At 73.3% G+C, this 26,444-nt stretch carries 25 protein-coding genes; 15 read left to right on the forward strand and 10 right to left on the reverse strand.

Annotation, left to right across the window (positions count from 1 at the left end):
• Positions 1-3: 3 nt before the first annotated feature.
• From hppD to ACFYYW_RS16895, 7 genes are read left to right on the forward strand one after another with little or no spacing between them, the layout of a single operon-like run.
• Positions 4-1,092 (forward strand): 4-hydroxyphenylpyruvate dioxygenase, encoded by a 1,089-nt coding sequence (gene hppD, locus ACFYYW_RS16865; protein ID WP_387649633.1) that lies wholly within the window; start codon positions 4-6, stop codon positions 1,090-1,092.
• Positions 1,089-2,441 (forward strand): condensation domain-containing protein, encoded by a 1,353-nt coding sequence (locus tag ACFYYW_RS16870; RefSeq protein ID WP_387649635.1) that lies wholly within the window; start codon positions 1,089-1,091, stop codon positions 2,439-2,441. The genes hppD and ACFYYW_RS16870 overlap by 4 nt, the downstream gene beginning before the upstream one ends.
• 5 nt (positions 2,442-2,446) lie before the next feature.
• The gene (locus tag ACFYYW_RS16875; protein ID WP_352327800.1) at positions 2,447-3,802 is read left to right on the forward strand and encodes a nucleotide disphospho-sugar-binding domain-containing protein; all 1,356 of its coding nucleotides are present in this window, start codon (positions 2,447-2,449) and stop codon (positions 3,800-3,802) included.
• Positions 3,803-3,832: 30 nt separating this feature from the next.
• The gene (gene rfbB / locus ACFYYW_RS16880) at positions 3,833-4,816 is read left to right on the forward strand and encodes a dTDP-glucose 4,6-dehydratase (RefSeq protein WP_352327799.1); all 984 of its coding nucleotides are present in this window, start codon (positions 3,833-3,835) and stop codon (positions 4,814-4,816) included.
• Between the two features lie 18 nt (positions 4,817-4,834).
• Positions 4,835-6,106, forward strand: a complete 1,272-nt coding sequence (locus tag ACFYYW_RS16885) for a class I SAM-dependent methyltransferase (protein ID WP_387649638.1) — start codon at positions 4,835-4,837, stop codon at positions 6,104-6,106.
• An 11-nt stretch (positions 6,107-6,117) separates the two neighbouring features.
• A complete protein-coding gene (locus ACFYYW_RS16890; protein WP_387649641.1) occupies positions 6,118-6,870 on the forward strand; it encodes a class I SAM-dependent DNA methyltransferase in 753 nt (250 codons plus the stop codon).
• Positions 6,857-8,011: an aminotransferase class I/II-fold pyridoxal phosphate-dependent enzyme gene (locus ACFYYW_RS16895; RefSeq protein WP_352327796.1), complete on the forward strand. Its 1,155-nt coding sequence runs from the start codon at positions 6,857-6,859 to the stop codon at positions 8,009-8,011. The genes ACFYYW_RS16890 and ACFYYW_RS16895 overlap by 14 nt, the downstream gene beginning before the upstream one ends.
• Before the next feature lie 40 nt (positions 8,012-8,051).
• Here ACFYYW_RS16895 and ACFYYW_RS16900 read toward each other — a convergent pair whose 3' ends face one another.
• On the reverse strand, positions 8,052-9,401 hold the full coding sequence (locus ACFYYW_RS16900) for an MFS transporter (protein ID WP_387649645.1): 1,350 nt from the start codon (positions 9,399-9,401) through the stop codon (positions 8,052-8,054).
• A gap of 47 nt (positions 9,402-9,448) precedes the next feature.
• On the opposite strand from ACFYYW_RS16900, the gene ACFYYW_RS16905 reads away from it, so the two are divergent.
• Together ACFYYW_RS16905 and ACFYYW_RS16910 are read left to right on the forward strand one after the other, a co-directional pair.
• Positions 9,449-10,234 carry an SAM-dependent methyltransferase gene (locus ACFYYW_RS16905; protein WP_364418280.1) on the forward strand — a complete coding sequence of 262 codons (786 nt, stop codon included), beginning with the start codon at positions 9,449-9,451 and terminating at the stop codon, positions 10,232-10,234.
• 178 nt (positions 10,235-10,412) lie between these two features.
• Positions 10,413-11,468, forward strand: a complete 1,056-nt coding sequence (locus tag ACFYYW_RS16910; protein WP_387649648.1) for a trypsin-like serine peptidase — start codon at positions 10,413-10,415, stop codon at positions 11,466-11,468.
• Positions 11,469-11,497: 29 nt separating this feature from the next.
• Here the strand turns inward: ACFYYW_RS16910 and ACFYYW_RS16915 are convergent, their stop codons facing one another.
• The gene (locus ACFYYW_RS16915; protein WP_387649650.1) at positions 11,498-12,364 is read right to left on the reverse strand and encodes an SDR family NAD(P)-dependent oxidoreductase; all 867 of its coding nucleotides are present in this window, start codon (positions 12,362-12,364) and stop codon (positions 11,498-11,500) included.
• A gap of 176 nt (positions 12,365-12,540) precedes the next feature.
• Between ACFYYW_RS16915 and ACFYYW_RS16920 the strand changes: the two genes are divergently transcribed.
• Both ACFYYW_RS16920 and ACFYYW_RS16925 read left to right on the forward strand, forming a co-directional pair.
• Positions 12,541-13,191 (forward strand): TetR/AcrR family transcriptional regulator, encoded by a 651-nt coding sequence (locus ACFYYW_RS16920; RefSeq protein ID WP_387649653.1) that lies wholly within the window; start codon positions 12,541-12,543, stop codon positions 13,189-13,191.
• 111 nt (positions 13,192-13,302) lie between these two features.
• Complete coding sequence (locus ACFYYW_RS16925) at positions 13,303-13,839, forward strand: RDD family protein (protein WP_387649656.1); 537 nt, start codon at positions 13,303-13,305, stop codon at positions 13,837-13,839.
• Here ACFYYW_RS16925 and ACFYYW_RS16930 read toward each other — a convergent pair whose 3' ends face one another.
• The 8 genes from ACFYYW_RS16930 to ACFYYW_RS16965 form a co-directional block, all read right to left on the reverse strand.
• On the reverse strand, positions 13,840-14,388 hold the full coding sequence (locus ACFYYW_RS16930; protein ID WP_387649658.1) for a GNAT family N-acetyltransferase: 549 nt from the start codon (positions 14,386-14,388) through the stop codon (positions 13,840-13,842).
• Between the two features lie 40 nt (positions 14,389-14,428).
• Positions 14,429-15,742, reverse strand: coding sequence for a cation:proton antiporter (locus ACFYYW_RS16935; RefSeq protein WP_387649660.1), 1,314 nt, complete (start codon positions 15,740-15,742; stop codon positions 14,429-14,431).
• Between the two features lie 163 nt (positions 15,743-15,905).
• Positions 15,906-17,129 (reverse strand): cytochrome P450, encoded by a 1,224-nt coding sequence (locus ACFYYW_RS16940; protein WP_387649663.1) that lies wholly within the window; start codon positions 17,127-17,129, stop codon positions 15,906-15,908.
• A gap of 26 nt (positions 17,130-17,155) precedes the next feature.
• Positions 17,156-18,292, reverse strand: coding sequence for a hypothetical protein (locus tag ACFYYW_RS16945; protein ID WP_387649664.1), 1,137 nt, complete (start codon positions 18,290-18,292; stop codon positions 17,156-17,158).
• Positions 18,293-18,408: 116 nt separating this feature from the next.
• The gene (locus ACFYYW_RS16950) at positions 18,409-19,518 is read right to left on the reverse strand and encodes an FAD-dependent oxidoreductase (protein ID WP_352328974.1); all 1,110 of its coding nucleotides are present in this window, start codon (positions 19,516-19,518) and stop codon (positions 18,409-18,411) included.
• Positions 19,515-20,525 carry a hypothetical protein gene (locus ACFYYW_RS16955; RefSeq protein WP_387649666.1) on the reverse strand — a complete coding sequence of 337 codons (1,011 nt, stop codon included), beginning with the start codon at positions 20,523-20,525 and terminating at the stop codon, positions 19,515-19,517. Before ACFYYW_RS16955 ends, ACFYYW_RS16950 begins: the two co-directional genes overlap by 4 nt.
• A 264-nt stretch (positions 20,526-20,789) precedes the next feature.
• Entirely contained in the window at positions 20,790-21,899 is a 1,110-nt protein-coding gene (locus ACFYYW_RS16960) for a S1 family peptidase (protein WP_352330681.1), read from the reverse strand.
• Between the two features lie 187 nt (positions 21,900-22,086).
• The gene (locus tag ACFYYW_RS16965; RefSeq protein WP_387649669.1) at positions 22,087-22,389 is read right to left on the reverse strand and encodes a hypothetical protein; all 303 of its coding nucleotides are present in this window, start codon (positions 22,387-22,389) and stop codon (positions 22,087-22,089) included.
• Between the two features lie 3 nt (positions 22,390-22,392).
• Here ACFYYW_RS16965 and ACFYYW_RS16970 point away from each other — a divergent pair, with 3 nt between their 5' ends.
• The 4 genes from ACFYYW_RS16970 to ACFYYW_RS16985 all read left to right on the forward strand — a co-directional run bounded on the left by ACFYYW_RS16970 (position 22,393) and on the right by ACFYYW_RS16985 (position 26,443).
• Positions 22,393-22,608, forward strand: coding sequence for a hypothetical protein (locus tag ACFYYW_RS16970; protein WP_387649672.1), 216 nt, complete (start codon positions 22,393-22,395; stop codon positions 22,606-22,608).
• A gap of 303 nt (positions 22,609-22,911) precedes the next feature.
• Positions 22,912-23,667 (forward strand): 2,3-dihydro-2,3-dihydroxybenzoate dehydrogenase, encoded by a 756-nt coding sequence (locus tag ACFYYW_RS16975; protein ID WP_387649675.1) that lies wholly within the window; start codon positions 22,912-22,914, stop codon positions 23,665-23,667.
• A 99-nt stretch (positions 23,668-23,766) separates the two neighbouring features.
• The gene (locus ACFYYW_RS16980) at positions 23,767-24,861 is read left to right on the forward strand and encodes an isochorismate synthase (RefSeq protein ID WP_387649678.1); all 1,095 of its coding nucleotides are present in this window, start codon (positions 23,767-23,769) and stop codon (positions 24,859-24,861) included.
• Positions 24,848-26,443, forward strand: coding sequence for a (2,3-dihydroxybenzoyl)adenylate synthase (locus tag ACFYYW_RS16985; RefSeq protein WP_387649681.1), 1,596 nt, complete (start codon positions 24,848-24,850; stop codon positions 26,441-26,443). Before ACFYYW_RS16980 ends, ACFYYW_RS16985 begins: the two co-directional genes overlap by 14 nt.
• Position 26,444: the final 1 nt, after the last annotated feature.

Raw genomic sequence — 26,444 nt, forward strand, 5'->3', positions numbered from 1 at the left:
CCCATGACCACCACGACGATCTTCGACGACCTGCGCCTGGACCACATCGGCTTCTACGTCGGCGACCTGGACGGCGAGACCGAACGGCTGACCGGCTCCCTGGGCCTGACGGCCCACGCCACGGCCCGGGACGACCGGGCCCGCGCGGCCGCCCTGGGCGCGAACCGGATCAGGTTCGTGCTCACCCAGCCGCTGGCCGCCGACCACCCCGGCGCCGGCTACCTCGACCGGCACGGCGACGGCGTGTCCGACATCGCGCTGGGCGTGCCCGACGCCGCGGCCGCATACCACGAGGCGGTGCGGCGCGGCGCCCGTCCGGTCGCGGCCCCCGCCGGGCGCGACGGCTTCGTCACGGCCGCCGTCCACGGCTTCGGCGACGTGCTGCACACGTTCGTGCAGCGCCCGGCCGGGGCGGCGGAGCGGGCGCTGCCCGGCTTCCGCGACACCGGGCCGCGGCCGGCCGATTCCGCCCTCGGGCTGCAGAAGGTGGACCACCTGGCCGTGTGCGTCCCGGCCGGGGAGCTCGACGCCACCGTCGAGTGGTACCGGCGGGTGCTCGGCTTCGAGCTCACCTTCGCCGAGCGCATCGCCGTCGGCTCGCAGGCCATGACCACCAAGGTCGTCCGCAGCCGCGGCCGCGGCGAGGTGACGTTCACGCTGATCGAGCCGGACGTCACCAGGACGCCCGGCCACATCGACGAGTTCCTGCGCGACCACGGCGGCGCGGGCGTGCAGCACCTGGCGCTGGCCGCCGCCGACATCGTGGCCGCGGTGGAGGGCACCGCGGCCCGCGGGGTGGAGTTCCTGACCGCCCCCGACGTCTACTACAGCCTGCTGGCCGAACGGGTCCGGCCGGTGAAGTACCGGCTGGAGGACCTGGCCCGGCTCGACATCCTCGTCGACGAGGACCACGACGGGCAGCTCTACCAGATCTTCGCCCGCTCCACCCACCCCCGCGACACCTTCTTCTTCGAACTCATCGAGCGACTGGGCGCGCGCAGCTTCGGCAGCGGCAACATCAGCGCCCTCTACCGGGCCGTGGAGCTCCAGCGCAGCGGCCGACGCGATGCCCGCACGGAGGCGGCAGCATGACCATTTCCCCGCCGGCGATCCGGTACCCCCTGTCCTACACCCAGCACTTCCTGCGCCTGTTCGACCAGGGCGACGCCCAGGGGCCCTTCAGCGCCCGCTACAACATCGTCGTCGGCTGGCGCCTGCGCGGCCGCATCGACGTCGACACCCTCCAGCTCGCCATGGACGACGTCGCCGACCGGCACGACGCGCTCAACATGACGATCACCCGGGGGGAGGGGGAGGCGTACCAGGTGCGGCAGCCGTCCGCGCCGGCCCGGCTGCTGGTGGTCGACCTGCCGGCCGCCGCCCCCGAGGAGCGCGCGCTGCGGGCCGAGGAGCTGCTCACCGAGGTCGAGGCCGGCTCCTACAGCCTCCAGGAACTGCCGCACCTGCGCGCCATCCTCGGCCGGTTCGACGACGAGGACGCGGTGCTCGCGCTGATCGTGCACCACACCGCGGGCGACGGCTGGTCCATGCAGCTGCTCATCCGCGACATCGTCACCCGCTACGCCGAGCGCCGCGGCCACGCCGTGCCGCCGCTGCCCGAGCCCCGGCCCTACCACGAGTACGCCGGACGGCAGCAGGAGCAGGCCGGCAGCGCCGAGACCCAGGCCGCCCGCGACTTCTGGGCCGAGCGGCTGCGCGGGGCGCGCATGCTGGCCGTCCCCACCGACCACGCCAGGTCGGCCGGGCTGGCCAAGGTCTGCCCGGTCCACCGGTTCTCGCTGCCCAAGGACGTCTCCGCCCAGGTGATCGGCTACGCCAGGACGATGCGCAGCTCGCCGTTCATGGTGCTGCTGGCCGCCTACAACGTGCTGCTCAGCCGGATCACCGGGGCCACCGACCTGGTCGTCCCGGTGATCAGCTCCGGACGCGGGCAGCCGGAGTTCCAGGAGACCGTGGGCCCGTTCTTCAACTTCCTGCCGCTGCGCACCGGCCTGGACGGCTGCGCCACCTTCCGGCAGGTCGTCGAGCGCTCCCGCCGGACCTGCATGGACTCCTACGCCAACGAGATCCCGTTCCTGCAGATCGTGGCCGAGGCGCCCGAGCTGATGGCCGACGCCGCGCTGGAGAGCAAGGCGCTGTGCGCGCTCCAGGTCTGGCAGTTCGCCACCGGCATGGACGGCGAGCGCGTCGGCGACCTGGAGATCGCCGAGGTCCGCGAACGCCTGCTGGACCAGCCCAACGGCACCGACATCCCCGACGGCGCGCTGCTCACCTTCGACATCGCCCCCTCCGGCGAGGTCTTCGGCAACTTCGCCTACAACAGCAACCTGTTCACCGAGAGCACGATCGTGACGATGGTGGCCGACTTCGGCGAGATCCTGCGCGCCGGCCTGGCCGCCCCCGACTCGCCTCTGGAGTGATCGCCATGCGCGTGATGTTCACCGTCTTCCCCGCGACGGCGCACTTCCTGCCGATCGTGCCCTACGCCTGGGCGTTGCAGGCGGCCGGGCACCAGGTGGTGGTGGCGGCCCCGCCGGGCGTCGACACCGGGGTCTCGGTGCCCGACTTCCACCGGTCGGTGAACGCGGCCGGGCTGACCGCGGTCTCCTGCGGCGCGCCCGAGCCGCTGTCGGTGCACGACCGCGGCTACCCCGGGTTCGCCGATCTGATCCCGACGATCGAGGAGTCGGAGCGCCTGGTCGCCGCGCTCGGCATCACCGAGGCGGAACGCCCGCCCTGGGATGTCTTCTACCACTTCGCGCTGCTCACCATGCGCAACTACCATCCGCCGGAGCCGCGCCAGGACGTGCGGGCCGTCGTCGAGTTCGCCCGCGAGTGGCGGCCCGACCTCGTCCTGTGGGACCCGTGGTTCCCGTGCGGCGCGGTGGCGGCCCGGGTCTGCGGCGCCGCCCACGCCCGTACGCTGCTGGCCCCCGACTACACCGCCTGGGCCGCGGACAGGTTCGCCGGCAGCGGCGAGCGCAACCCCATGACCGGGGTGATCGGCCCGCTGGCCGACGCGTACGGCGTGACCGTCGACGACAACCTGCTGCTCGGCGACTGGACGGTGGACCCGTTCCCGCCCGGGATGAGCCTGCCCACCCCCGGCGTGCGCCGCCTGCCCGTCCGGTACGTCCCCTACACCGGGGCGAGCGTCGTGCCCGAGTGGCTGCGGCGGCCGCCGGAGCGGCCACGGGTGGCGATCTCGCTGGGCGTGTCGATGCGCACGTTCTTCAAGGGCGACTGGGGCCGCACCGCCAAGCTGATGGAGGCCGTGGACGGCCTGGACGCCGAGGTCGTCGCCACCCTGGACGCCAACCAGCTGCTCGACCTGGACCGCCCGCTGCCCGCCAACGTGCGCGTGTTCGACTACGTGCCGCTCGACCAGCTCCTGCCGACCTGCTCGGCGATCATCCACCACGGCTCGATCGGCACCTTCGCGGCCGCCTCGGCCATGAACGTCCCGCAGATCGTCTGCGACACCGACGAGCACAACCGGCTCGTCGGCACCCCCGTCGAGGGCGGCATCGACTGGCAGCTCCAGTGCCAGAAACAGCTCACCTCGACCCGGACCTCCCGGTACGTCACCACGCGCGGCGCCGGCGTGCGGATCAACCACCAGACGCAGTCCGCGGCCGAGATCCGCGACGAGCTGCTGCGCGTGCTGAAGGACCCCTCGTTCACCAAGGGCGCGGCCGCCATCCACCAGGACTGGCTGGCCACGCCGAGCCCGACCGACATCGTCGCGGAGCTGGAGCGGCTGACCGCCGCCGCCCGGTAGCCGTCGACCCCTCAGACAGGAGGCGGACAGTTGCGGATCCTGGTCACCGGCGGCGCCGGTTTCATCGGCTCGGAGTTCGTCAGAGCCACGTTGCGCGACTCGCCGGGCACGCGGGTCACCGTCCTGGACAAGCTCACCTATTCCGGCAACCTGGAGAACCTCGACCCGGTGGCCGGCCACCCGGGGCTGCGCTTCGTGCAGGGCGACACCGCCGACCCGCTCGTGGCCGACGAGGTGGTGGCCGGGCAGGACGCGATCGTGCACTTCGCCGCCGAGACGCACGTCGACCGGTCGATCGTCAGCGCGACCGGCTTCGTGCGCTCCAACGTGCTGGGCACCCAGACCCTGCTGGAGGCGGCCCTGCGGCACGGCGTCGGCCGTTTCGTGCACGTCTCCACCGACGAGGTGTACGGCTCCATCGCCGAGGGCTCGTGGACCGAGGAGACGCCGCTCGCGCCGAACGTGCCGTACGCGGCCTCCAAGGCCGGCTCGGACCTGCTCGCGCTGGCCTTCCACCGCACGCTCGGCCTGGACGTCGTGATCACCCGCTGCACCAACAACTACGGCCACTACCAGTTCCCCGAGAAGGTCATCCCGCTGTTCGTCACCAACCTGCTCGAAGGCCGCCGGGTGCCCCTGTACGGCGACGGCGGCAACCGGCGCGACTGGCTGCACGTCTCCGACCACTGCCGGGCCATCCGCATGGTCCTCGACCGCGGCCGGGCCGGCGAGGTCTACCACATCGGCGGCGGCAGCGAGCTGAGCAACCTGGAGCTGACCGCCCGCCTGCTGGAGGCGTGCGGGGCGGGCTGGGACATGGTCGAGCACGTCCCCGACCGGCCGGGGCACGACCTGCGCTACTCCCTCGACATCTCCAAGATCGAGCGGGAGCTGGGCTACGCGCCGTCGGTCGACTTCGAGACCGGGCTGGCCGCGACCGTCGCGTGGTACCGGGACAACCGGTCCTGGTGGGAACCGCTCAAGCACCGCGAGCTCGCCGTGGCCGCCCACTGAAGATCATGAGGAGAAGCCATGCAGGACATTGTCCGACGTCTTGACACGTGCCGGGTCTGCGGGCGCGACGACTGGCTGGAGGTCACCTCCTTCGGGTCCGTGCCGCTGGCCAACGGCTTCCTCGACCCCGCCGACCTCCCGGCCGAGGAGCCCGCCTACCCCGTGGACGTCATCGTGTGCCGCAACTGCCGGCTGATGGCCATCCGGCACGTGATCAGGCCCGACGTGCTGTTCCGGCACTACGTGTACGTCACCTCCGAGTCCGACCAGATGACCGCCCACATGCGGCGCATCGTCGGCTGGTGCACCCGCCGGGCCGGGCTCGCGCCCGGCGAGCTGGTCGTCGAGCTGGGCAGCAACGTCGGCCTGCAGCTCGCGCTCTTCCAGGAGCAGGGGCAGCGGGTCGTCGGCGTGGACCCGGCCGAGAACCTGGCCGAGATCGCCAACGCCCGCGGCGTACGCACGCTGCCCGAGTTCTTCGGCGCCGACCAGGGCCGCCGCATCCACGCCGAGCAGGGCGAGGCCAAGCTGGTGCTCGGCCGCCAGTGCTTCGCCCACATCGACGACGTGCACAACGTGCTGGACGGCGCCACCGCCGTGCTGGCCCCCGACGGGCTGGTCGCGATCGAGGTCCCGTACCTGCTGGACCTGCTGGAGGAGAACCAGTTCGACACGATCTACCACGAGCACCTGTCGTACTACTCGGTCACCACCCTCGCCCACCTGTTCGCCCGGCACGGCCTGCGCATCGTGGACGTCGAGCGGGCGGCCGTGCACGGCGGCTCGATCGTCGTCTTCGCCGCCAGGGAGGGCTCGGCCCACCCCACCCGGCCCTCGGTGAACCGGCTGCTGTCGCTGGAGCGGCAGAGCGGCCTCGACTCCGACGACGCCTACCTTGCCTTCGCCGAGCGCGCCCACCAGGTGATCAGGCAGATCGGCGACCTCGTGCGCGACCTGGCCGGCCGCGGCCTGACCGTCGCCGGGTACGGCGCGCCCTCCAAGGGCACCACCCTGCTGCAGTTCTGCGAGCTCGGCCCGGCCGAGGTGCGCTTCTGCAGCGACACCACCAGCCTCAAGCACGGCAGGCTGCTGCCCGGCACCCGCATCCCGTGCCGCTCGCCCGAGCAGGCCCGCGACCAGCAGCCCGACTACTACCTGCTGCTCGCCTGGAACTACGCCGACGAGATCATCTCCAAGGAGCAGGACTTCCTGCGCCGCGGCGGCAAGTTCATCATCCCCATCCCGCAGCCGAGGGTCGTGACGGCCGAGCCCGTCCCGGCGGTGGCCTGAAGGAGATCTGCATGGAATACGGATCCGACCACGCCGAGTACTACGACCGCGTCTTCCGCAGCCGCGGCAAGAGCTTCGAGGGCGAGGCCCGGGAGCTCGACCGGATCATCAGGGAACGGTCGCCGCAGGCGGCCTCGCTGCTCGACGTCGCCTGCGGCACCGGCGCGCACCTGGAGACCTTCGCCAAGCTCTTCGACCACGTCGAGGGGGTCGAGCTGTCGCCCGACATGCGGGAGGTCGCCGGACGGCGGCTGCCCGGCGTGCCGCTGCACGCCGGCGACATGCGCACCTTCGACCTCGGACGCACCTTCGACGCCGTGACCTGCATGGGCAACGCCGTCGGCGAGCTGGGCTCCTACGAGGAGCTGGTGGAGGCCGTCGGCCGCATGGCGGCCCACCTGGAGCCCGGCGGCGTCCTCGTCGTCGAGCCCTGGTACTTCCCGGAGAACTTCCTCGACGGGCACGTCGGCGGCCACACGCTGGTGGAGGAGGGGCTCGTCATCTCCCGCATGACGCACTCGCGCAGGGAGGGCGGCAAGAGCCGGCTGGAGGTGCGGTTCAGGGTCGCCGACGCCTCGGGCTTCAAGGAGTTCGCCGAGGTCCTCTACTCCAGCCTGTTCACCTGCGACCAGTACCTGGAGGCGTTCGCCAAGGCGGGCTGCCGGGCCGATTTCCGGCCCGCGTTCAAGCTGGCCGACGGCCGGCCCAACAGCCCCGGGCTGTTCGTCGGCGTGCGCGAGGAGGCCGGCGATGGCCTTCGGTGAGCCCCTCGTCGTCGGCCGACCCAACGCGGGGGAGCGGGCGCGCCTGCTGGAACGGCTCGGCGGCGTGCTCGACCGGCTCTGGCTGACCAACAACGGCCCGCTGGTGCGCGAGTTCGAGGCCCGTCTGGCCGACCTGACCGGCGCCCGGAACGCCGTGGCGACCTGCAACGCCACCACCGGCATCCAGATCGCGGCCAGGGCCGCCGGGCTGCGGCCGGGCGACGAGGTGATCGTCCCCTCCTTCACCTGGGTGGCCACCGCCCACGCGCTGGAGTGGATCGGCATCGTCCCGGTCTTCTGCGACTCCGACGAGATCACCGGCAACGCCGACCCCGACCACGTCGAGCGCTTGATCGGCCCGCGCACCCGCGGCATACTCGGCGTGCACGTCTTCGGCTACCCGTGCGACGTGGACGCCCTGGAGCGCCTGGCCCGCGAGCACGGGCTCGTCCTGCTGTTCGACGCGGCGCACGCGCTCGGCTGCACCTACCGGGGCAGGCCGATCGGCACGTCCGGGGACGCCGAGATCTTCAGCTTCCACGCCACCAAGTTCGTCAACAGCGTCGAGGGCGGCGCGATCGTCACCGACGACGACGACCTGGCCGCGCGCGTCAGGGAACTGCGCAACCAGGGCATCGACGCGGCCGGGCAGATCTCCGGGGCCGGCACGGTGGCCAGGATGAGCGAGTTCCACGCGGCCATGGGGCTGACCTCGCTGGAGGCCATCGACACGATCGTCGAGGCCAACCGGCGCAACCAGCGGGTCTACGAGGAACTGCTCGCCGGGCTGCCGGGCGTCGTGGTGCGCGGCCAGGCGCCCGGCGAACGGGCCAACTTCCAGTACCTGGTCATCGAGGTGGACGAGGCCGTCGCCGGCGTGTCGCGGGACGCGGTGCTGGCGGCGCTGCTGGAGGAGAACGTGCACGCGCGGCGCTACTTCTCCCCGATCTGCCACCAGGTCGAGCCGTACCGGTCGGACCCGGGCAGGCACTTCCCGCTGCCCCTGCCCCGCGCCGAGGGTCTGGCGGCGCGCGTCCTGTCCCTGCCGACCGGGCCCACGGTGGACGCGGGGCACATCGCCGGCATCTGCCGCGTGGTCCGGGAGACCGTCAGGGCGGCCGACCGCCGGCTGGTCGCCTGACCCGCGACGAGGGCGCTCCTCGACGGGGCGCCCTCGTCCGTCAGGCCGCCGGCACCGTGCCCTGGACGGCCTCGGGGACGGGGGTCACCCGGCGGCGCACGGCCAGGCCGAACAGGGCGACCAGCAGGCCGCACGCGCCCGCCAGCGCGAAGGGGGCCGCGGGCCGCCACAGGTCGTAGAGCCAGCCGCCGACGCCGGAGATGACGAAGATGCCGATCGCGCCGCAGAGCGTCTGGACGCCGAAGCTGGAGCCCCGGTAGCGGGCCGGCACCTGCTGGGCCAGCAGCGGGCCCGCCGTGGTGATGACGCCGATCTCGCCCAGCCCGACGGCCGCCGCCACCAGCATCATCCCCGGCCCGAGCGGGTCGCTGACCAGCAGCGTCGACAGGTACGCGGCCCCGGCCAGCGCCTGGGCCAGGATCACCACGTCCTGCCGCCGCATCCGGTCGCCGAGCCAGCCGAACAGCGGCGCGCCCACCACGATCACCATGTACGCGATGCCCACGATCGCGCCGCTCTTGGCCAGGGCCTCGGTGGCGGACATGCCGCGCACGGCCTTGGCATGGTCCACGATCCACAACGACAGGAAGCTCGCCACCAGCGCCAGGTCGGCCCTGGCCACGAAGGACGCCGCGTACGACAGCGCCACGCCGGGGTCGCGGGCCAGCCGCACGCCCTCGACGACCAGCCGCCCCAGCCCGGCCCGCTCACCGGCCTGCTGCCCGGCGGAGGGCCCGGCGGAGGGCCCGGCGGCCGGCTCGACGGACGTGGCCAGGCCGGGGGCCAGCGTGCCGCGCAGAGCCAGCGCGCCCAGCAGCACCAGCCCGGCGACCACCAGGAAGCCCACCTTGGCCGCCGTGGCCGGGGCCATGCCGCCGCCCTCCAGCATGTTCGGCAGGCGTACCAGCACCAGCACCGCGACCACCGCGCCGATGCCGCTGAACAGGCCGAGCCAGCCGTAGGCCTTGCCGCGCGCGCGGTCGCGCACGTAGTCGGCGGTGATCGCGGACATGGTGACGTTCAGCGCGGCGATCCCCAGGGCGAACACGACGCGCAGGGCGACCAGGACGGCGACGTTGCCCGCGAACGGGTAGAGCGCAGCGCCCAGGGCGCAAAGCAGCAGCCCCGCCACGGCGACCGGCCGCCGGCCGATCCGGTCGGCGAGCGCGCCGTACCAGGCCAGGCTCAGGATGAGCGCCGCCTCCGCGGCGACCTGGAGGTAGCCGGTCGTGCGGCCCAGGTCGTCGCCGGACAGCCCCAGCGCGTCGGTGAGCAGGTACGGCTGGGCGGCCGGCAGGAACGTGATGACCGCCGTGCCGAGGAGCCCGAGCCCCATGCATGCCCAGAGGTTGGTCCTGCTGATGCCCGCCGCGGGGTCGAGACCTAACATGGCAGAGATCATCCCAACGTCAGCCCTAGATCGTCTAGGTTTGGCACATGATGAGTGACCGAGTCCCGCCGGGCGTCAGCGCCGCGGTGCCCAACGTGGCGCGGATGTACGACTACTACCTCGGCGGGAAGGACAACTTCGCGTCCGACCGGGCCGCCGCGGAGAAGGTGCTGTCGATCATCCCCGAGATCAGGGGCGACGCCCGCAACAGCCGGGCCTTCCTGCAGCGCGCCGTGCGCCACCTGCGGCAGGCGGGCGTCGACCAGTTCCTCGACATCGGGTCGGGGCTGCCGACCGCGGGCCACGTGCACGAGGTGATCGACGGCGCCAAGATCGTCTACGTGGACAACGACTCGGTCGTGCTCACCCACTCCCGCGCCCTGCTCGGCCACTCGCCCGACGTCACCGTCCAGGAGGGCGACCTGCGGCGGCCGGAGGCCGTCATGGAACGGGCGGCGGAGGTGCTGGACTTCTCCCGGCCGATCGCGCTGCTGGTGGTCTCGCTGCTGCACTTCGTCACCGACGACGAGGACCCGGTGGGCGTCGTCCACCGCTACCGCGACCTGCTGCCCGCCGGCAGCCACATCGTGCTGACGCACGTCGCCCCCGACACCATGCCGAGCAAGGCCGACGACGTCAGCGCCGTCTACCGCAACGCGACCTCGCCGTTCACGGCCCGCAGGCGGTCGGTGTTCGCCTCCATGCTGGACGGCTTCGACCTCCTGGAGCCGGGCATCGTCAACACCCGCGAGTGGCGTCCCGACGCCGACACCGACCCGTCCCCGATCGACGGCGACTACCACTTGTGCGCGGTGGGCCGCAAGCGCTCCTGACCCGCGCGGCTCCGCTCCGGCCTGGCCCATCACCCTCCGGGTGGTGGGCCGTACGTGTGCCGGTCGCCACACCGTTTAGAACATGTGATCCAAAACTTGTGGGCTTCCGTCGCCGGTCGTGCTTACGATCTTGGTGTTCGCCGGCCGGGTCGTCCGGCCGGCCCTACCGGACGGAGAGATGTCCTTGAGGCGTGCAATGATCACGTCGGCCGCCGCGCTGAGCCTGCTGGCCCCCGTCGTCGTGGCCGGGCCCGCACGGGCGGCCACCGTCGCGACGGTCCCGCTGGCCACCGTCGTGGACAAGGCCAGGGAGGTGGCCGGGTTCTGGCTCGCCGACGACGCGGCCAACCTGCGGGCCGCCACGCCGTACACCGTGCCGGCCGCGGCGACGGGGGGCGAACGCCTGTCCAGCGGCGTCGTCCCGGACGGGCCCGCGGTCAGCATTCCGCCGATCGGGGCCGAGAACCCGCCGCCCGGCGACGAGGTCGTGACGTCCGGCAAGGTGTTCTTCATCGGCAGCGACGGCCTGCCCCACTGGTGCACCGGCACCTCGGTGCAGTCGGCCTACCGCAACCTGGTGGCCACCGCAGGCCACTGCGTGTTCGACATAGAGGCCCCGATGGGCGCGCTCGGCAAGTGGGTCTTCGTCCCGGCCTACTCCGACGGCGCCGCCCCCTACGGCCTGTACGTCGGCAAGCAGGGCGTCACCCACTACGACTTCGAGGACCTGCACGACTTCGACCGGGACTACGCCTTCGCCACCGTCCACAGCGGCGTCGTCCTGTCCGCCCCGGGCACGCTGACCACGGTCGGCCGCCTCGGCGACAACGTCGGCGGCCTCGGGATCGCGGCCAACCAGCCGCTCCCGCCCGCGGCCGACGTCTTCGGCCACCCCTCCGGGCCGCACCCCGACGGCTCGAGCCCGTACGGGGGCGGGAGCCTCGAACGCTCGACCGGGCCGACGTTCGCGGTGAAGCCCTCCGGCCTGCGGGTGGACCGGCCCGTCGGCGTGGACTCGCCGTTCACGGCCTCGCCCGGGGCGGCGTGGGTGACCGGCTACGACGCCGGGACCCGGGCCGGCTACCTGAACGGCCTGACGATCAGCGTCGCCGACACCGACGCCGACGGGCGGTACGACACCGGCGTCTCCCCGTACTTCGACACCGGGCTGTTCCAGGTCTACCGGGACGCGGCCAGCCGCTGGACCGGCTCCATCACCTACGTCTCCGGCTGACGGGAGCCGCCGGGCCGGCTGGTCGGGCGTCAGGAGCTCGCGGCCGGGACCGCGACGGCGTCCGGCAGGCCGTGGGCCTCGGCGGACAGGTCCTGCCAGTCGTCCCACATCTTGAGCCGGTCGGCGTACGCCTTCTGGACCATCGGGTAGAAGCCCTGGCCGAACAGCACGCGCAGGGGCGGGTTCTCGGCGTCGACGAGCTTGAGCAGGGCCCGGGCGGCGGCCTTGGGGTCGCCGGCCGGCTGCTTGCCCGTCATCGCGGCCAGGCGCCCGCGCAGGTCGTCGTAGGCCGGGTCCGGCGTGGCCAGGTGGCCGTTGGCGAGCGGGTCGGGGTTCTTGCCGTTCCGGGTGGCGAAGCCGCCGGGCTCGACGATGGTCACCTTGACGCCGAACTCGGCGACCTCGCCGGCGAGCGCCTCGTTCAGCCCTTCCAGGGCCCACTTGGAGGCGTGGTAGGCGCCGCCGAGGGGCACCGCGATGAGCCCGGCGGCCGAGGACAGCTGGATGATGTGGCCGCTGCCCTGGGCGCGCAGGTGGGGCAGGACGGCCTGGATCACCCACACCGCGCCGAACAGGTTGGTCTCCAGCTGGTCGCGCAGGTCCTGCTCGGTCAGCTCCTCGACCGCGCCGACCTGGGCGTAACCGGCGTTGTTGACGACGACGTCCAGGCGGCCGAAGTGGCCGACGGCCCGCCGCACCGCCTCGGCGACGGCGGCCCTGTCCGTGACGTCCACCGCCAGCGGGAGTATCGCCTCGCCGTGGGCGGCCACCAGGTCCTGGAGGTCGTCGGCGCGGCGCGCGGTGGCGGCCACCCTGTCGCCGCGGGAGAGCGCGGCCTCGACGAACTCGCGGCCCAGGCCGCGGGACGAACCGGTGACGAACCAGATCTTGCTCATGGTGACCTTCTGTCCTTCCGTTGCTGGGTGCCGGGCACGGGACATCGATTTCTCGGTTGTGCATTGATTGCACTCCCGTGCAGCGACTGCACATAGATATACTCAGCTCGCGAGTGGTCGTCAACACGGCCGCGCACCGAACAGACCGGCGGCCCAAAGGAGTGACAGACGGCATCATGACCAGTGACGATCCGGTCCGCGGCGGCGGACGAGAAGCGCAGCGCCGCCGCACCCGCAAGGCGATCATCGACGCGGCGATCCGGCTGAGCGCCGGGGGCGCCACCCCGTCCATCGACGAGGTGGCGGCCGCCGCCGACGTGTCCCGCCGCACGGTCTACACGTACTTCCCGACGCTGGACCACCTGCTGATCGACGCGACCGCGGGGGCGATCAACGATCCGCCGGTCGAGCAGGCGCTGGCCGACCCCGCGCTGGCCGGCGACCCCGCCGCCCGCGTCGACGCCCTCATCAGGACCCTGCTGGAGCACTCCCCGCAGTCGCTGCCCCTCGGGCGCCGGCTGATCCGCCTGACCGTCGACCCGCCGATGGGCGGCTCGCCAGGGGCGACCGGCCCGCGCCGCACCCAGCGGCGGGTGGGCTGGCTGGAGCAGGCCTGCGCGCCGCTGCGCGACACCCTGAGCGAGGAGGCGTTCCAGCGGCTGATCTCGGCGCTGACCGTCGTGGTCGGCTGGGAGGCGCAGATCGCCCTGCGTGACGTCCGCGGCCTGGACGCCGAGGCCGAACGGGAGACCGTCCGCTGGGCCGCGCGTGCCCTGGTGAACGCGGCCATCAGCGAGAACGGCCGCGGTCCCGGCGCGACCGCCTGAGCCCGCGCCGGCCGTCCCGGGGACGGCCGGCGCCGGGCCCTCGTCCTCCGCCTGGTGGCGGCCGTGCGAAGATCAGGCTCCCTTGTGTGTGCGGGTCATGGAGGCGACGCGGTGCTGAACGAGCGGGAGCGGACGCGAGGCGGCCGGACGGCGTTACGTCCGAGGCTGGTGGCGGCCGGCTGGGACTACCTCGTGATCGCCGCGTGGCTGACGGTGCTGGCCGGGGTGTTCGTCCCGCTGAGCCGCGCGGGAGCGGGGTTCGGCGGGCTCGGCGCCCTGGGCACCGACCTGCTGATCACCGCGCTGAGCGTGCTGCCCCTCGGGGCGTACCTGGTCATCGGGGAGGCGGGGCGGCGGCGGGCCACGTGGGGCAAGCGGCGGGCGGGGCTCGTCGTGGCACTGGCCGGCGGGGGGCGGCCCGGCGTGGCGCGGATCGCGGCGCGCGCCCTGGTGAAGCTGCTTCCGTGGCAGTGCGCGCACATGGCGGTCTCCCGGCTGGTCCGCGACCCGGACTCGGCGATCGCCATGCCGCTTCTCGTCGCGGCGTACGCCCTGGCCGGGGCCTCGGTCGTGCTGGTGCTGACCCGCCGCGACCGGGCCGCCCTGCACGACCTCGTGACGGCCACGCGGGTGGTGCCGTCGCCCTGATCACACCTCCGGCAGGGAGGGGTCGGGCCGCCAGGGGCTCGGCGCGGTGATGGACCAGCGTTCGTGGTCGCGCCAGGCGCCGTCGATGTAGAGGTAGTCCGGTGACAGCCCCTCGTACCGGAAGCCCAGGCGCCGGGCCAGGGCCAGGGACGCCTTGTTCGCCGGCTGGATGTTGGCCTCCAGGCGGTGGAGCCGCAGGTCGTCGAACGCGTGCCGCAGGGCGAGGGTCAGCCCGTCGGTCATGTAGCCGCGCCCGGCCGACGGGGCGAAGGCCGCGTAGCCGAGGGACGCTCCCTGGTAGCGGCCCCGGATGATCGAGTTGATGTTGACCATGCCCGCGGCGGCGCCGGTCTCCCGGACGCGGATCAGGAAGCCCAGGTTGCTGCCGTCGTCGAAGCGGCGCATCCAGGTCCGGAACTCCTCGGCGGTCGAGGGCAGTTGCATCCACGGCCCGTGCAGTTCGGCGCTGGCCCGGACGAGCGAGCAGAACTCGTCCTGGTCGGAGAGGGTGAGCGGGTGCAGCTCCACCCGTGACGGCATGTCGGACATGGGGCAACCTTAGGGCGTGCCGCGCGCGGCGTCGTCCCCGTCAGCTCGCCGTGGTGGTCCAGGAGCGGTGGGCCGTCTCGCGGATCTCCTCGTCGGCCGTCTGCTCCACCCGGGCCATCGCCGCGCGCAGGATGGGCGGCGTCATCAGCGAGGTGACGATCGCGACCAGCACCACCAGCGTGTACGCCTCGACGCTGAGGATGCCCAGCCGCAGGCCGACCATGGCCACCACGACCTCGATCACGCCGCGCGCGTTGAGCCCGGCGCCCAGGGCCAGCGCCTCCCAGCGGTTGAGCCGGCTCAACCGGGCGCCGGCGTACGCGCCGGCGAACTTGCCGACGATCGCGACGGCCAGCACCGCGAGCCCGGCCAGCAGCACCGGCGGGCGGGTCAGCGCGGTCAGGTCCATCCGCAGCCCGGCGGTGGCGAAGAAGACGGGGGCGAAGCCGGACAGCGTCACGGTGCGCAGCGGCGCCAGCCGGGCCGGGTCCACCCGTCCGGCGCCGCCGATGAGCATGCCCATCACGAACGCGCCGAAGACCGACTCCAGGCCGAGCGCGTGCGTCCCGGCCGAGGCCAGCGCGATCAGCATGATCGCCATGCCGACCGTCGGGCCCGCCTCCGGCGACCGGGCCGCCAGCCGCATCGCGCCGCGCACCAGCGGACGCCCGACGGTCAGGGCCGCCACGACGATGGCCACGAGGTAGGCCAGCGAGGTGAGCACGGTGCCGGTGCTGACCGCGTTGACGGCCATGGCGCTGACGATCGAGAGCATGAACCAGCCGAACGCGTCGTCGATCATCCCGGCGGTGAGCGTCAGCTGGCCGATGTTGCGGTGCAGCAGCCGCATGTCCATCAGCGTCTTGGCCAGCACGGGGATCGCGCTCACGCACATCGCCACGCCCATGAACAGCGCGAACACCGTCGCGTCGGTGCCGTCGGGCACGATCGTCCGGGGCAGCAGGAACCCGGTGGCGATGCCGAGCCCGAGCGGGATGACCAGGCCGCCCACGCTGATCCCGGCCGCGGTGGCCGCCCTCCGGCGCACCAGGTTCAGGTCCATATGGATGCCGGTCAGGCCGACCAGCAGCAGCACGCCGACCTGCCCGACGGCGTCCAGGAGGTGGAACTGGCCGGGGTCGGCGGGGAAGAGCCAGCGCTGGAGGCCCGGCGCGACGTGCGCCAGGATCGACGGCCCGAGCACGACGCCGGCGAACAGCTCGCCCACCACGGCGGGCAGCCGGAACCGGGCCGCCAGCGCCCCGAGCCCCAGGGCCAGGCCGAGCAGCACTCCGATCTGCAACAGGAACACGAGCATGCCGTGCGCGCCGATGGGGGCGATGGGCGTCTGCATGAATACCCCTGGAGGTCGATCCTGGTTTCCGAACCTGGATATTCAGCAAAGAACGCCCGGCGCGGGCGCCGCAACGGACCCGTTCACATGCGGCAATCTCCGAGAAAGCAGCCCATGAAGATCCGCAATCACGGAGAAACCGGCAGAGCTCAGCCGGCGGAGCTCAGCCGGTGGCGCGCGGGCCGAGCAGCACCGGCAGGGCGCGCACGCCGTTGTCCAGCAGCGAGGTGAGCCGGGGCAGGTCGTCCAGCGGCCCGGCGGCCCGGATGCCGGGGAACGTCGCGAACAGGGCCGGCAGCGCCACCTCGGCCTGCAGCCGGGCCAGCGGCGCGCCCAGGCAGAAGTGCGGCCCGTGCCCGAACGCCAGATGCGGCACGGCCGGCCTGGTCACGTCGAAGTCGTCGGCGTTCTCGCCGAACCGCTCGGGGTCGCGCCCGGCGGCGGAGAAGCAGGCCAGCACCGCCTCGCCCGCCCGCAGCCGGACGCCCTCGATCTCCAGGTCCTCCATGGCGTAGCGCATCGGGAAGTAGGCGTTGGGCGACTCCCAGCGCAGCGCCTCCTCCACCGCCGCGCTCCACGGCACGGCCCCCGAGCGCAGCAGTTCGAGCTGCTCGGGCCGTTCGAGCAGGGCGCGCACGGCGTGCGCGATGAGGTTGATCGTCGTGACGTGGCCGGCGATCAGCAGCACCTGCACGGTGTCCCGCAGCTCGGCGTCGTCCAGCCGGCCCTGGGCGTGCAGCGCGATCAGCTCGCTCGTCAGGTCCTCGCCGGGCGTGCCGCGCCGCACCTCGATGATCTCGCCGACCAGCTCGAACAGCGCCCTGCGCCCCTCCGGGCTGTCCGGCGGGCTCTGGTCGAGCTGCACCACCTCGTCGGTGAGCGCGCGCAGGCGCTCGCGGTGGGACTCGGGCACGCCCAGCATCTCGACGATGACGCGCAACGGCAGCGGGTAGGCGTACTCGGCGCGCAGGTCGACCGGCTCGCCCGGCGGCCGGGCCGCCAGGTCCTCCAGCAGGTCGCCGACGATGGAGGTGATCCACGGCTCCATCCGCTGCACCTGCCGCGCGCTGAACAGCTTGACCAGCGGGCCGCGCAGCCGCCGGTGGTCCTCGCCGTCGGCGTTGAGCATGGACGCGTCGGTGACGAGCCGCATCAGCGACGTGCCCTGCGGGGCCGCGGCGCGGGCCGCCGGGTCCCAGTACCGGATGTCGCGCGTCATCGCCGGGTGCGACAGCACCGCCTCCAGCGTCGCGTGGCTGGTGGCGGCCCAGGCCAGCACCCCCTCGACCCGTACCGGGACGAGCGGGCCGGCCCGGCGCAGCCGCTCGTCGCTGTCGTGCAGGTCGAGGGTGGCCGGGTCGAGGACGAACTCGGGTTCCATGGTCATCCTGTCTGTCTGGTGCGGTCGGGCGGTCATCGGCTCGACGTCGCCCCGCTGTAGCGGCGGGGGAGGACCATGACCGGGTTGTCGTCGAGGATCACGTCCGGCGGCCCGAAGCGTTCGGCCACCCGGCGGATCTCGGGGTCGTCGAGCAGCAGCAGCCGCCCGTCGAGGACGAGCGGCTCGTCGTCGGCGTACAGGGTGGGCCGGTCGACCTGGCAGTCGCAGTGGGCGAAACCGGGCGCGGTGGTGACGGCCACGCCGTCGGTGAGCGCGTCGAGCCCGCAGTAGAACGCGCCGGCGTGCTTCTCCCGCTCGAACTGGCTGCCGCCCGCCACCCGCACCTTCGGGTTCAGCCCGATCAGGGCGTGCCGCAGGTAGAAGCCGCCGGGGGAGAAGCGGCGCAGCCGGTCGGCGTCCGCCCCGCCCTCGATCTTCTGCACGACGTTGCCGGCCAGGTGGACGCTCAGCGGCTCCGCGGGCACGCCGGTCACCGTGCAGTCCTCGACGACGAGCACGCCCTCGGTGTCGGCGGGCCAGAAGTTGACGCCCCCGTACGGGAAGGGCCGCCACTGGCCGGGGCCCGGCGGCTCGGCGTCCGGCATGAGGGTCAGCCCGGACAGCGTCAGGTCCGTGCCGGCCGTCGAGGTGACCCGGATCCTGCTGGTCGCGGCCAGCTTCTCCAGCGTGCGGTGCGCCAGGGCGTAGAAGACCTCGTTGGGCAGGCGCGCGCCGGTGAGCAACGCGCCGGCCGTGGCGCTCATGTGCAGGGACGCGAACCTGACCGGCAGGGCGGCGATCTCGTCGAAGAACAGCGGCGCGGTGTGCACCTCGCCCCACCAGGTGCAGGCGATGACGACGTCGGACGCCCCGACGGCGGCCCGCTCGACGTGGTGCCCGGCCCCGCTGTCCCAGCCGCCCGGGCTGAACGGCGCCACCGACAGGATGTGCACGTCGGCGTCCCGGTAGGCCGCCGCGGCCGCGATGGCCTGGACGACCACCGGGTCGACGGTGTGCTCGGCCAGCACCAGCACCCGCTCGCCCGGCGCCACCCGCAGGTAGTGCACCAGGTTGCGGGCGCCGGGCATGAGCTCGACGATCGAGTACGGCGCGGCCGTCGGCTCGGCCGCGTAGCCGAAGGGCGCAGTGGCGTACGGATTCGTGGTCATCGTTGTCTCCCCCGGTGCCGGTCGTACCCGCTGCCGTGCCAACCCGCGGCAACGCCACGCCTCGATCACGGAAAGGATGCGGCGTCGGCGCGGGCGGCACGACTGCGGGCGCGGTGTCAGCGCGAGCGTCGCCGCGACCCGGCCGACAGCTCGATCGGGTCGAAGCCGAACGCGTCCGCCGGGTCGTGGCCCAGGTACAGGTCGCGGACCAGCTCGCCGGCAGCCGGGGCGTTGCACAGCCCGTGGCCGGAGAACCCGGTGGCGTACAGGAACGCCGGCGATCCGGGCAGCCGGCCGATGAAGGCCGACCGGTCGGGGCTGGCGTCCCTGGGGCCGCGCACCGCCGTCTCCAGCCCGGACAGGTCCAGGCCGGGGTAGGTGGTGGCGAGCTGCGCCCTGGCCTTGACGAACCAGGCGTCCCGGTCGGTGCCGGGATTGCCCATGCCGATCAGGACCCGGTCGCCGCGCCGGCGGATCAGCAGCCCGCTGGCGGCGTGCAGGGTGACCGGGATGTCCGGCACCTCGGGCAGCGGGCCGGTGGTGAGCAGCTCCTGCACCGCCGGGCCGGTCAGCGGCAGGTCCACGCCCGCCGCCGAGGCGATCCAGCCCGACCAGGCCCCGGCCGCGCACACGATCGCCTGCGCGGTGAGCGTGCCGTCCGCGGTCTCGACCCGCCCGGTGGCCGGATCGACGGCGGTGACCGGGCAGCCGGTGCGCAGCGAGGCCCCCGCCCGCGCCGCCCCCTCCGCGTACGCCTCCACGATGGCGGCCGTGTCGCTCACGAACGCCTGCGGCGACCACGCGGCCGCCAGCAGCGACGGCTCCTCGACCAGTGGGTTGAGCCGCCGGGCCTCCTCTGCGCCGATCAGCGACACGTCCACGCCCGCGGCCCGCTGCGCCGGCAGCTCGTCCTCGAACCTGTTCACCTGCTCCCGTTCGGTGAACAGCACGAGGTAGCCGACCTGCCGCATCGGCAGCTCCACGCCGGGCCAGCGCGGGAACGACTGGTACGCCGACAGGCTGCGCACCGCCATCGCGGAGCTGACCGGGTCGCCGGAGAAGTAGGCGCGCAGCACGTCCGCGGTGGCCCGCGAGGCGCCGGAGGCCAGGTCGTCGCGTTCCAGGACGACGGTCTCCACCCCCGCCTCGGCCAGGTGGGCCGCGATCGACAGGCCGATCACGCCGCCGCCGATGACCACCACCTCGGCCCGGTCGGCCTGGCTCATGCCGGCGCCACCGTCCCGCCCTCGAAGGGAGTCAGCATCGAGCCGGAGATCGGGGCCACCGAGCCGTCCGCGCGCAGGTGCTCGTCGACCTGCCACGGGAAGAGCTGGAGGTTCCAGGCGCCCAGGCAGTTGACGTACAGGGCCATGTGGCTCATGAGCGCGACGAAGTCCTCGCGGTCCTGGAGCTGGTCGGCGACCTCCAGGGCGCGCTCGGTGAACTGGTGCAGCTTGTTCAGCCCGCAGTAGCCGAGGAACTCGGCCGGGGTGGCGGCCATGATGCGCGCCATCTGCTGCAGGAACTCCAGCGGGAGCTGCTGCTGCTGGGCGGCCCTGACCAGGCCGGAGTAGCAGCAGTAGCCCAGCGGGCGGGTCTCGCCGTTGACGAACAGCATCGTGGTCAGCGTGGTGCCGAAGCTGCCCGCGCCCGAGGCGATCCGGCCCTCGTGCAGGTCGACCAGCTCCTGGGGCGGGTCGAGCCAGATGCGCTCGATCTCCTCGTGCAGCTCGGCGAGGAGCTGCTCGGCCTCGGCGTGCCGGGCCGTCGGGCGTCGCAGCCGGTGTCCGCCGCCGTCGCCGGCCCTGCGCACCTCGACGATCACGGGCTCGCCGCCGGAGTACACCGACTGCCACACCGCCTGCCCGGCCTCGGCGAGCGCGTCGAGGTCCTCCTCGCGGACGGTGCCGATGGGCGTGGCGGGCATGGGCTCGCTCAGCGGGCCGTACTTGATGCCGAGGTGCTGGAGGCGGGAGCAGAACACCGATCCGTCGGGCGCGATCCGCCGGTCGATCTTGTGGACGCCCGGCACGTGCAGCAACTCCGGCATCGGGGCCAGGTGGTAGAGATGGTGGCCCGCCACGAGGGCGTGGCCTTGCAGGCTGCGGTAGGGCAGGGTCCGCCACAACGCGTCGGCGAGGTCGCGGTTGCGTCCGTCAAGGTCTGCTGTGACCGATACGCCGATGGTGGGCCAGAGAATTTCGATCTGCCGCTCAGTGGCCGATTTGTTCATAACGCGGACAGTAACACAGCCGTTACGACACGTAATTGAGGGGGGCGGGCGGCACCCCGCAGGGGAATTATCCGAAAATGGGGCCCTAGGGGCGGCCGGTGCGCACGCCGGCGGAAGAAGTTTGGCGCCCCAGTCGCTTCCGACTGGGGCGATGCCCACATTAGGGCGTTTTGTCTGTTTTGTATAGGTTCTTTTACGCGAACGTGCGGGCCGCGCCTGGACGCGGCCCGCACGCGGATCGGCTCACCCGCCGTCAGCGGCCGATCAGAAGACGTTCACCCCGTAGGCGCTCAGCGCCTCGGTGACCGGCTGGAAGAACGTCGTCCCGCCGCTGGAGCAGTTGCCGCTGCCGCCGGAGGTCAGGCCGAGCGCGACGCCGCCGGAGAACAGCGCGCCGCCGCTGTCGCCGCCCTCGGCGCAGACGTTGGTCTTGATCATCTGGCGTACGGTGCCCTCGGCGTAGTTCACGGTGGCGTTGAGCGCCGTCACCGAGCCGCTGTGCACGTGCGTCGTGCTGCCGCTGCGCTGCACGGACTGGCCGACGTAGGCGTTGCCCGCGCTGGTGATGTCGCGCGAGCCGCTGTAGAGGTCCACGCCGCCCGGGTGGGCGATGCTGGTGTTGGTGTACTTGACGATCGCGTAGTCGTTGCCGGGGAAGCTGGACCCCGTGGTGTTGCCCAGGGTCGTGGTCTTCGCGGAGTTGGCGTACCACGTGGAGGCGATGTTGCCGCAGTGACCGGCGGTCAGGAAGTAGTAGGTCGAACCGCTGACCACGTTGAAGCCCAGCGAGCAGCGGTACTGGCCGCCGTAGATCGCGTCGCCGCCCTGGATGAAGAGGCTGAACCTGCCGGGCTCGTTCTCGACGCGCACCGCGGGCGTGGCCGCCTCGGCGCTCTGGCCCTGCGCCGCGGCCGCCTGGGTGTTGGCCTGCTGGACCGCGATCTGGACCTTGGTGCGCGCGCTGCTCGCGACGGTGCTGTCCACCCAGACGACGACCTGGTTGGAGGCCGGGTCGACGGCCCACGCGGTGCCGGGGACGGCGGCCGTGCGGTCGAGGAAGGACATGATGGCCTCGAGTGCGGGGCCGCTGCGGGACACGACCCGCGGCACGGCGCCCGAGGCGGTGATGGCCTCGGCGTCGGCCGGATCGGTGGTGGTGACCACCATCTTGCCCTGTGCCTGGTCGAAGTAGGAGCCGGCGGTGCGGGCGCCGAGCTGCCCCTCCAGCCTGGCCGCGGCGGCGGCCGGGTCGGCGGCGGGCTGGGCCGGCGCGGGCGATGCCTGGGCCGGTACGCCCGTGACCGCGCCGGTGAGGAGTCCGGCGGTGGCGACGATCAGTGCGGCGCGCCGGATCCGTAAGCCGTGGATGCTCACTGGAGCCTCCTGAGGGTGGGGTGACTTGCCCGCAAATATGAACAAAATCCCTAAGGAGGGCAAGGGGCTGTCATACTGATTTTTTGACCGGGAGTAATAGATCAAGGAAGGGGCGTCGCCGCTTCAGGTGCGCCGTTGACCTGGCCTTACGTCCCGGGGAATGAGATCGCATCGGCTCGAGCAGGACTCATGAAAAGTTCGACCCGGCAGTTTCGGCGATGTCAAGAAAGTTGTTTGTGCCGTGCAGGAACGTCTCGGCGAAGGCGTCCCGGCCCAGCACGGCGACGGCGGACGCGGTGATCCGCTCCACGTCGCCGCGTTCGGCGGCCGACTCGTGATCGCCGCGCAGCTCGGCCACGAACCCCAGCTCGGCGTGGACCAGGTGCGCGCCCGCGGGTGAGGAGGGATAGACGTCGCGCAGCCGGGCCAGGACGGACTCGGCGGCGTCGAGATCCCCGGACCGCCGCGCGCCCAGGGCCAGGCCCATCACCGCGTGCACCTCGCCGTAGAGGTGGCCCTGCCGCGCGGCCAGGTCCCGCGCGCGCTCGTGCAGGTCGCGGGCCGGCCCTGGCCCGGCCCGCTGCCCGCCGACGGCGGCCGGCGCGAGGGGGAACGGCTGCTCGACGCGGGTGCCGACCTGGTGTCGCTGGGACGCGCCTTCCTGGCAAACCCGACCTGCCCGACAGGCTGGCCGTCGGGGCCCCGCTGAACCTCGTCCGCATCGAGCACTGGTACGGCGGCGACCACACCGGCTACACCGACTACCCGGCCCTGCGCCGGCTTGTCTGGCCTGAGACCACCTGCTCGCACCGGCGGCGTGGCCGCGGCTCCCGGCCGCGGCCACGGCGCCTTTTCGCGTCTCCGACCTGCGGTGACATCCCCGATCTCGCTCCTCACGCGGCCTTCCGGACGGTTCTCCCCGGGTCCGGACGGCGGTCTTGACAGACGGTCTCTTTGCCTTCAAATTAGGCAAGGCTTACCTAACTTAACCATTCGGGGAGGACGTGCCGCAATGGACGGGATCGACGGCGGGATCGCCTTGGTGACCGGCGCGGCCCGCGGCATCGGGGCGGCCGTCTGCGCCGCCCTGGACGGGGCCGGAGCCGTGGTCGCCGCGGCCGACCTGCGACCAGTGACCGGCGGCCACGGGCGGCCGTACCGCGTGGACGTGCGCGACCCCCACGACGTCGAGCACGTCGTCGCGGCGGTCGAGCGGGACCTCGGCCCGATCGCGATCCTCGTCAACACCGCCGGCGTGCTGCTGCCCGGCGAGGTGGACGGCACCGGCGACGACCACTGGAGGCAGAGCTTCGCCGTCAACGCCGACGGCGTCTTCCACGTCTCGCGCGCCGTCGCCCGGCGCATGACGCCGCGGCGGCGGGGCGTGATCGTCACCGTCGGCTCCAACGCGGCCGGCGTGCCGCGCGTCGGCATGGCCGCCTACGCCGCCTCCAAGGCGGCGGCCCGGATGTTCACCCGCTGCCTCGGCCTGGAGGTCGCCAGGCACGGCATCAGGTGCAACGTCGTCTCACCCGGCTCCACCGACACCGCCATGCTGCGCGCCCTGTGGGACGGCGCCGACCCCGACGAGGCGCTGTCGGCCACCCTGCACGGCGACCCGGCCGCCTTCCGCGTCGGCATCCCGCTCGGCCGGGTGGCCGACCCGGCCGACGTGGCCGACGCGGTGCTGTTCCTGTGCTCGGAACGCGCCAGGCACATCACCATGCACGACCTCCTCGTGGACGGCGGCGCCACCCTCCGCGCCTGACCCGTCCCTCCTGCCCGCGGCCTCCCGACCCGGACGGCCCGGCGTCGGGCCTAACCAGATGGACCGACCGAGATTGGACCGATCGAGATTGGACCTCCCTTGCATCTGCTGACAACCGCGGCGGATCCGCTCGCGGGCTACGACCGCGCGGAGTCGGTGCTGTTCGCCTCCGCCCGCGGCACGCTGCTCACCCGCGGGGTGCGCGGCGTCGCCGCCGGCGACCTGGCCACGCTGGCCGGCAGGGTGGACGGCCCGGCAGCCGGGGCCATCGGCTTCGACGGCACGGCCCACCTGATCCTGCCCGAGTCCGAGACCTGGTCGCCGCCGCTGCCGCCGGGCGCCGCCCCCCTGGTCAGCGGCGGCTGGTGGAGCAGGCGGGTGCCCGAGCCGGCCGCGTACGCCGCCGCGGTGCGCCGGGCCCTGGCCGAGCTGGAGCGCGGCGGCCTGGCCAAGGTGGTGCTCGCCAGGACCGTGGAGCTGCGCTCGGACGAGCCGATCGACCTGCCGGGGCTGCTGCGTCCGCTGCTCGGGCACGGCTACTCCTTCGCCGCGCCGCTGCCCGGCGGCCGCACGCTCACCGGCGCCAGCCCCGAGCTGCTGGTCTCCCGGCACGGACGGGCCGTGGTCAGCAACCCGCTGGCCGGCTCGGCGGCCCGCTGCGCCGACCCCGCCGAGGACCGGCGCAGGGCCGCCGCGCTGACCGCCTCCGCCAAGGACCTGCGCGAGCACCGGCTGGTCGTGGAGGCCGTCGCCGACGCGCTCGCGCCGTACTGCGCGGGCCTGGAGGTGCCCGGCACGCCCGAGCTGACCTCCACCGAGACCATGTGGCACCTGTCCACCCGCGTCACCGGCACGCTGCGCGACCCCGACACCCGCGTGCTCGCGCTGGCCGCCGCGCTGCATCCGACGCCCGCCGTCTGCGGCACGCCCGAGGCGGGGGCGCGGCGGATGATCGAGGAGCTGGAGCCGTTCGACCGCGGCTTCTACGCCGGGCTGGCCGGCTGGACCGACGCCGCGGGCGACGGCGAGTGGGCCGTGGCGATCCGCTGCGCCGAGGTGGCCGAGCACACCCTGCGCCTGTACGCCGGCGCCGGCATCGTCACCGGCTCCGACCCCGAGGCCGAGCTGGCCGAGACCGCCGCCAAGTTCCGCACCATGCTGCGCGCCCTGGGGGTCTCCGATGCACTGGCCTGAGCAGGAGGCCGCGCGCTACCGGGCGGCCGGTTACTGGCGCGGCGAGACGTTCGGCGGCCTGCTGCGCGACCTGGCCGCCGCGCACGGCCCCCGCCCCGCCCTGATCTCGCCCACCGCCCGCTGGACCTTCCGCGACCTGGACGAGCGCGCCGACCGCCTGGCCGCCGGGCTGCGGGCGAGCGGCATCCGCCGCGGCGACCGCGTCGTGGTGCAGCTCCCCAACGTGCCCGAGTTCCACCAGGTGTGCTTCGCGCTGTTCCGGATCGGCGCCTGGCCGGTCTTCGCGCTGCCCGCCCACCGCTCGGCCGAGATCTCCTACTTCTGCTCCTTCACCGAGGCCGCCGCCTACATCTGCCCCGACGACGAGCACCGGGCCTTCGCCCCCGGCACGCCCGCGCACGTCCTCGGCGAGCTCCCCGAGGCCGACCCGGACGAGGACGGCCCGGACGAGGACGGCCCGGACGAGGACGGCCCGGACGAGGACGGCCCGGACGAGGACGGCCCGGACGGGGAAGATCCCGGCGGCCCGCACCGTCCCGCGCCCGGCGACGTCGCGTTCCTGCAGCTCTCCGGCGGCAGCACCGGCCTGCCCAAGCTCATCCCGCGCACCCACGACGACTACATCTACAGCTTCCGCGCCAGCGCCGAGATCTGCGCGCTGCGGCCGGACAGCGTCTACCTGTGCGCGCTGCCCGCCGCGCACAACTTCCCGATGAGCTCGCCCGGCGTGTTCGGGGCGCTGAGCGCCGGGGCCGCGTCCGTGCTGGCCCCCGATCCCAGCCCCGGCACCTGCTTCCCGCTCGTCGAGCGGGAGCGCGTCACGATCGCGGCCCTCGTCCCGCCGCTCGCCCTGGTCTGGCTGGACGCCGCCGCCACCACCGGCCACGACCTGTCCAGCCTGGAGGTGCTCCAGGTCGGCGGCGCCAAGTTCAGCCGGGAGGCGGCCAGACGCGTGCGGCCCGAGCTCGGCTGCACGCTCCAGCAGGTGTTCGGCATGGCCGAGGGCCTGGTCAACTACACCCGCCTGGACGACGACGAGGAGACCATCGTCACCACCCAGGGACGTCCCATCTCGCCCGACGACGAGATCCGCGTCCTGGACGACGACGGCCGCGACAGCGACCACGGCCACCTGCTGACCCGCGGCCCGTACACCATCCGCGGCTACTGGCGGGCCGAGGAGCACAACAGGACCGCCTTCACCGACGACGGCTTCTACCGCACCGGCGACATCGTCCGCCGCACCCCCACCGGCCACCTGATCGTCGAGGGACGCGCCAAGGACCAGATCAACCGGGGCGGCGAGAAGATCGCGGGCGAGGAGGTCGAGAATCACCTGCTGGCCCACCCGGCGGTCCACGACGCCAGCGTGGTCGCCGTGCCCGACCCCTACCTGGGGGAGCGGGCCTGCGCCTACGTCATCTGCCGCGGCGACCCGCCCAGCAGGGCCGAGCTGCGCGCGTTCCTGCGCGGGCGCGGCATCGCCGTCTTCAAGATCCCTGACCGGTTCGAGTTCGTCGACGCCTTCCCGCAGACCGCGGTCGGCAAGGTCAGCAAGCGCCACCTCCGCGAAAGGACATGAC

Source organism: Nonomuraea sp. NPDC001831 (genome assembly GCF_042892035.1).
GTDB lineage: Bacteria > Actinomycetota > Actinomycetes > Streptosporangiales > Streptosporangiaceae > Nonomuraea.

What these genes read in the sequence shown, in the direction of transcription:
- ACFYYW_RS16885 (WP_387649638.1), top strand. Translation starts at nt 4,835, where the DNA reads ATGCAGGACATTGTCCGACGTCTTGACACGTGCCGGGTCTGCGGGCGC.
- ACFYYW_RS16975 (WP_387649675.1), top strand. Translation starts at nt 22,912, where the DNA reads ATGGACGGGATCGACGGCGGGATCGCCTTGGTGACCGGCGCGGCCCGC.
- hppD (WP_387649633.1), top strand. Translation starts at nt 4, where the DNA reads ATGACCACCACGACGATCTTCGACGACCTGCGCCTGGACCACATCGGC.
- ACFYYW_RS16940 (WP_387649663.1), bottom strand. Translation starts at nt 17,129, where the DNA reads ATGACCATGGAACCCGAGTTCGTCCTCGACCCGGCCACCCTCGACCTG.
- ACFYYW_RS16985 (WP_387649681.1), top strand. Translation starts at nt 24,848, where the DNA reads ATGCACTGGCCTGAGCAGGAGGCCGCGCGCTACCGGGCGGCCGGTTAC.
- ACFYYW_RS16920 (WP_387649653.1), top strand. Translation starts at nt 12,541, where the DNA reads ATGACCAGTGACGATCCGGTCCGCGGCGGCGGACGAGAAGCGCAGCGC.
- ACFYYW_RS16895 (WP_352327796.1), top strand. Translation starts at nt 6,857, where the DNA reads ATGGCCTTCGGTGAGCCCCTCGTCGTCGGCCGACCCAACGCGGGGGAG.
- ACFYYW_RS16875 (WP_352327800.1), top strand. Translation starts at nt 2,447, where the DNA reads ATGCGCGTGATGTTCACCGTCTTCCCCGCGACGGCGCACTTCCTGCCG.
- ACFYYW_RS16905 (WP_364418280.1), top strand. Translation starts at nt 9,449, where the DNA reads ATGATGAGTGACCGAGTCCCGCCGGGCGTCAGCGCCGCGGTGCCCAAC.
- ACFYYW_RS16955 (WP_387649666.1), bottom strand. Translation starts at nt 20,525, where the DNA reads ATGAACAAATCGGCCACTGAGCGGCAGATCGAAATTCTCTGGCCCACC.
- ACFYYW_RS16915 (WP_387649650.1), bottom strand. Translation starts at nt 12,364, where the DNA reads ATGAGCAAGATCTGGTTCGTCACCGGTTCGTCCCGCGGCCTGGGCCGC.
- ACFYYW_RS16950 (WP_352328974.1), bottom strand. Translation starts at nt 19,518, where the DNA reads ATGAGCCAGGCCGACCGGGCCGAGGTGGTGGTCATCGGCGGCGGCGTG.
- ACFYYW_RS16945 (WP_387649664.1), bottom strand. Translation starts at nt 18,292, where the DNA reads ATGACCACGAATCCGTACGCCACTGCGCCCTTCGGCTACGCGGCCGAG.
- ACFYYW_RS16900 (WP_387649645.1), bottom strand. Translation starts at nt 9,401, where the DNA reads ATGTTAGGTCTCGACCCCGCGGCGGGCATCAGCAGGACCAACCTCTGG.
- ACFYYW_RS16890 (WP_387649641.1), top strand. Translation starts at nt 6,118, where the DNA reads ATGGAATACGGATCCGACCACGCCGAGTACTACGACCGCGTCTTCCGC.
- ACFYYW_RS16935 (WP_387649660.1), bottom strand. Translation starts at nt 15,742, where the DNA reads ATGCAGACGCCCATCGCCCCCATCGGCGCGCACGGCATGCTCGTGTTC.
- ACFYYW_RS16870 (WP_387649635.1), top strand. Translation starts at nt 1,089, where the DNA reads ATGACCATTTCCCCGCCGGCGATCCGGTACCCCCTGTCCTACACCCAG.
- ACFYYW_RS16930 (WP_387649658.1), bottom strand. Translation starts at nt 14,388, where the DNA reads ATGTCCGACATGCCGTCACGGGTGGAGCTGCACCCGCTCACCCTCTCC.
- ACFYYW_RS16910 (WP_387649648.1), top strand. Translation starts at nt 10,413, where the DNA reads ATGTCCTTGAGGCGTGCAATGATCACGTCGGCCGCCGCGCTGAGCCTG.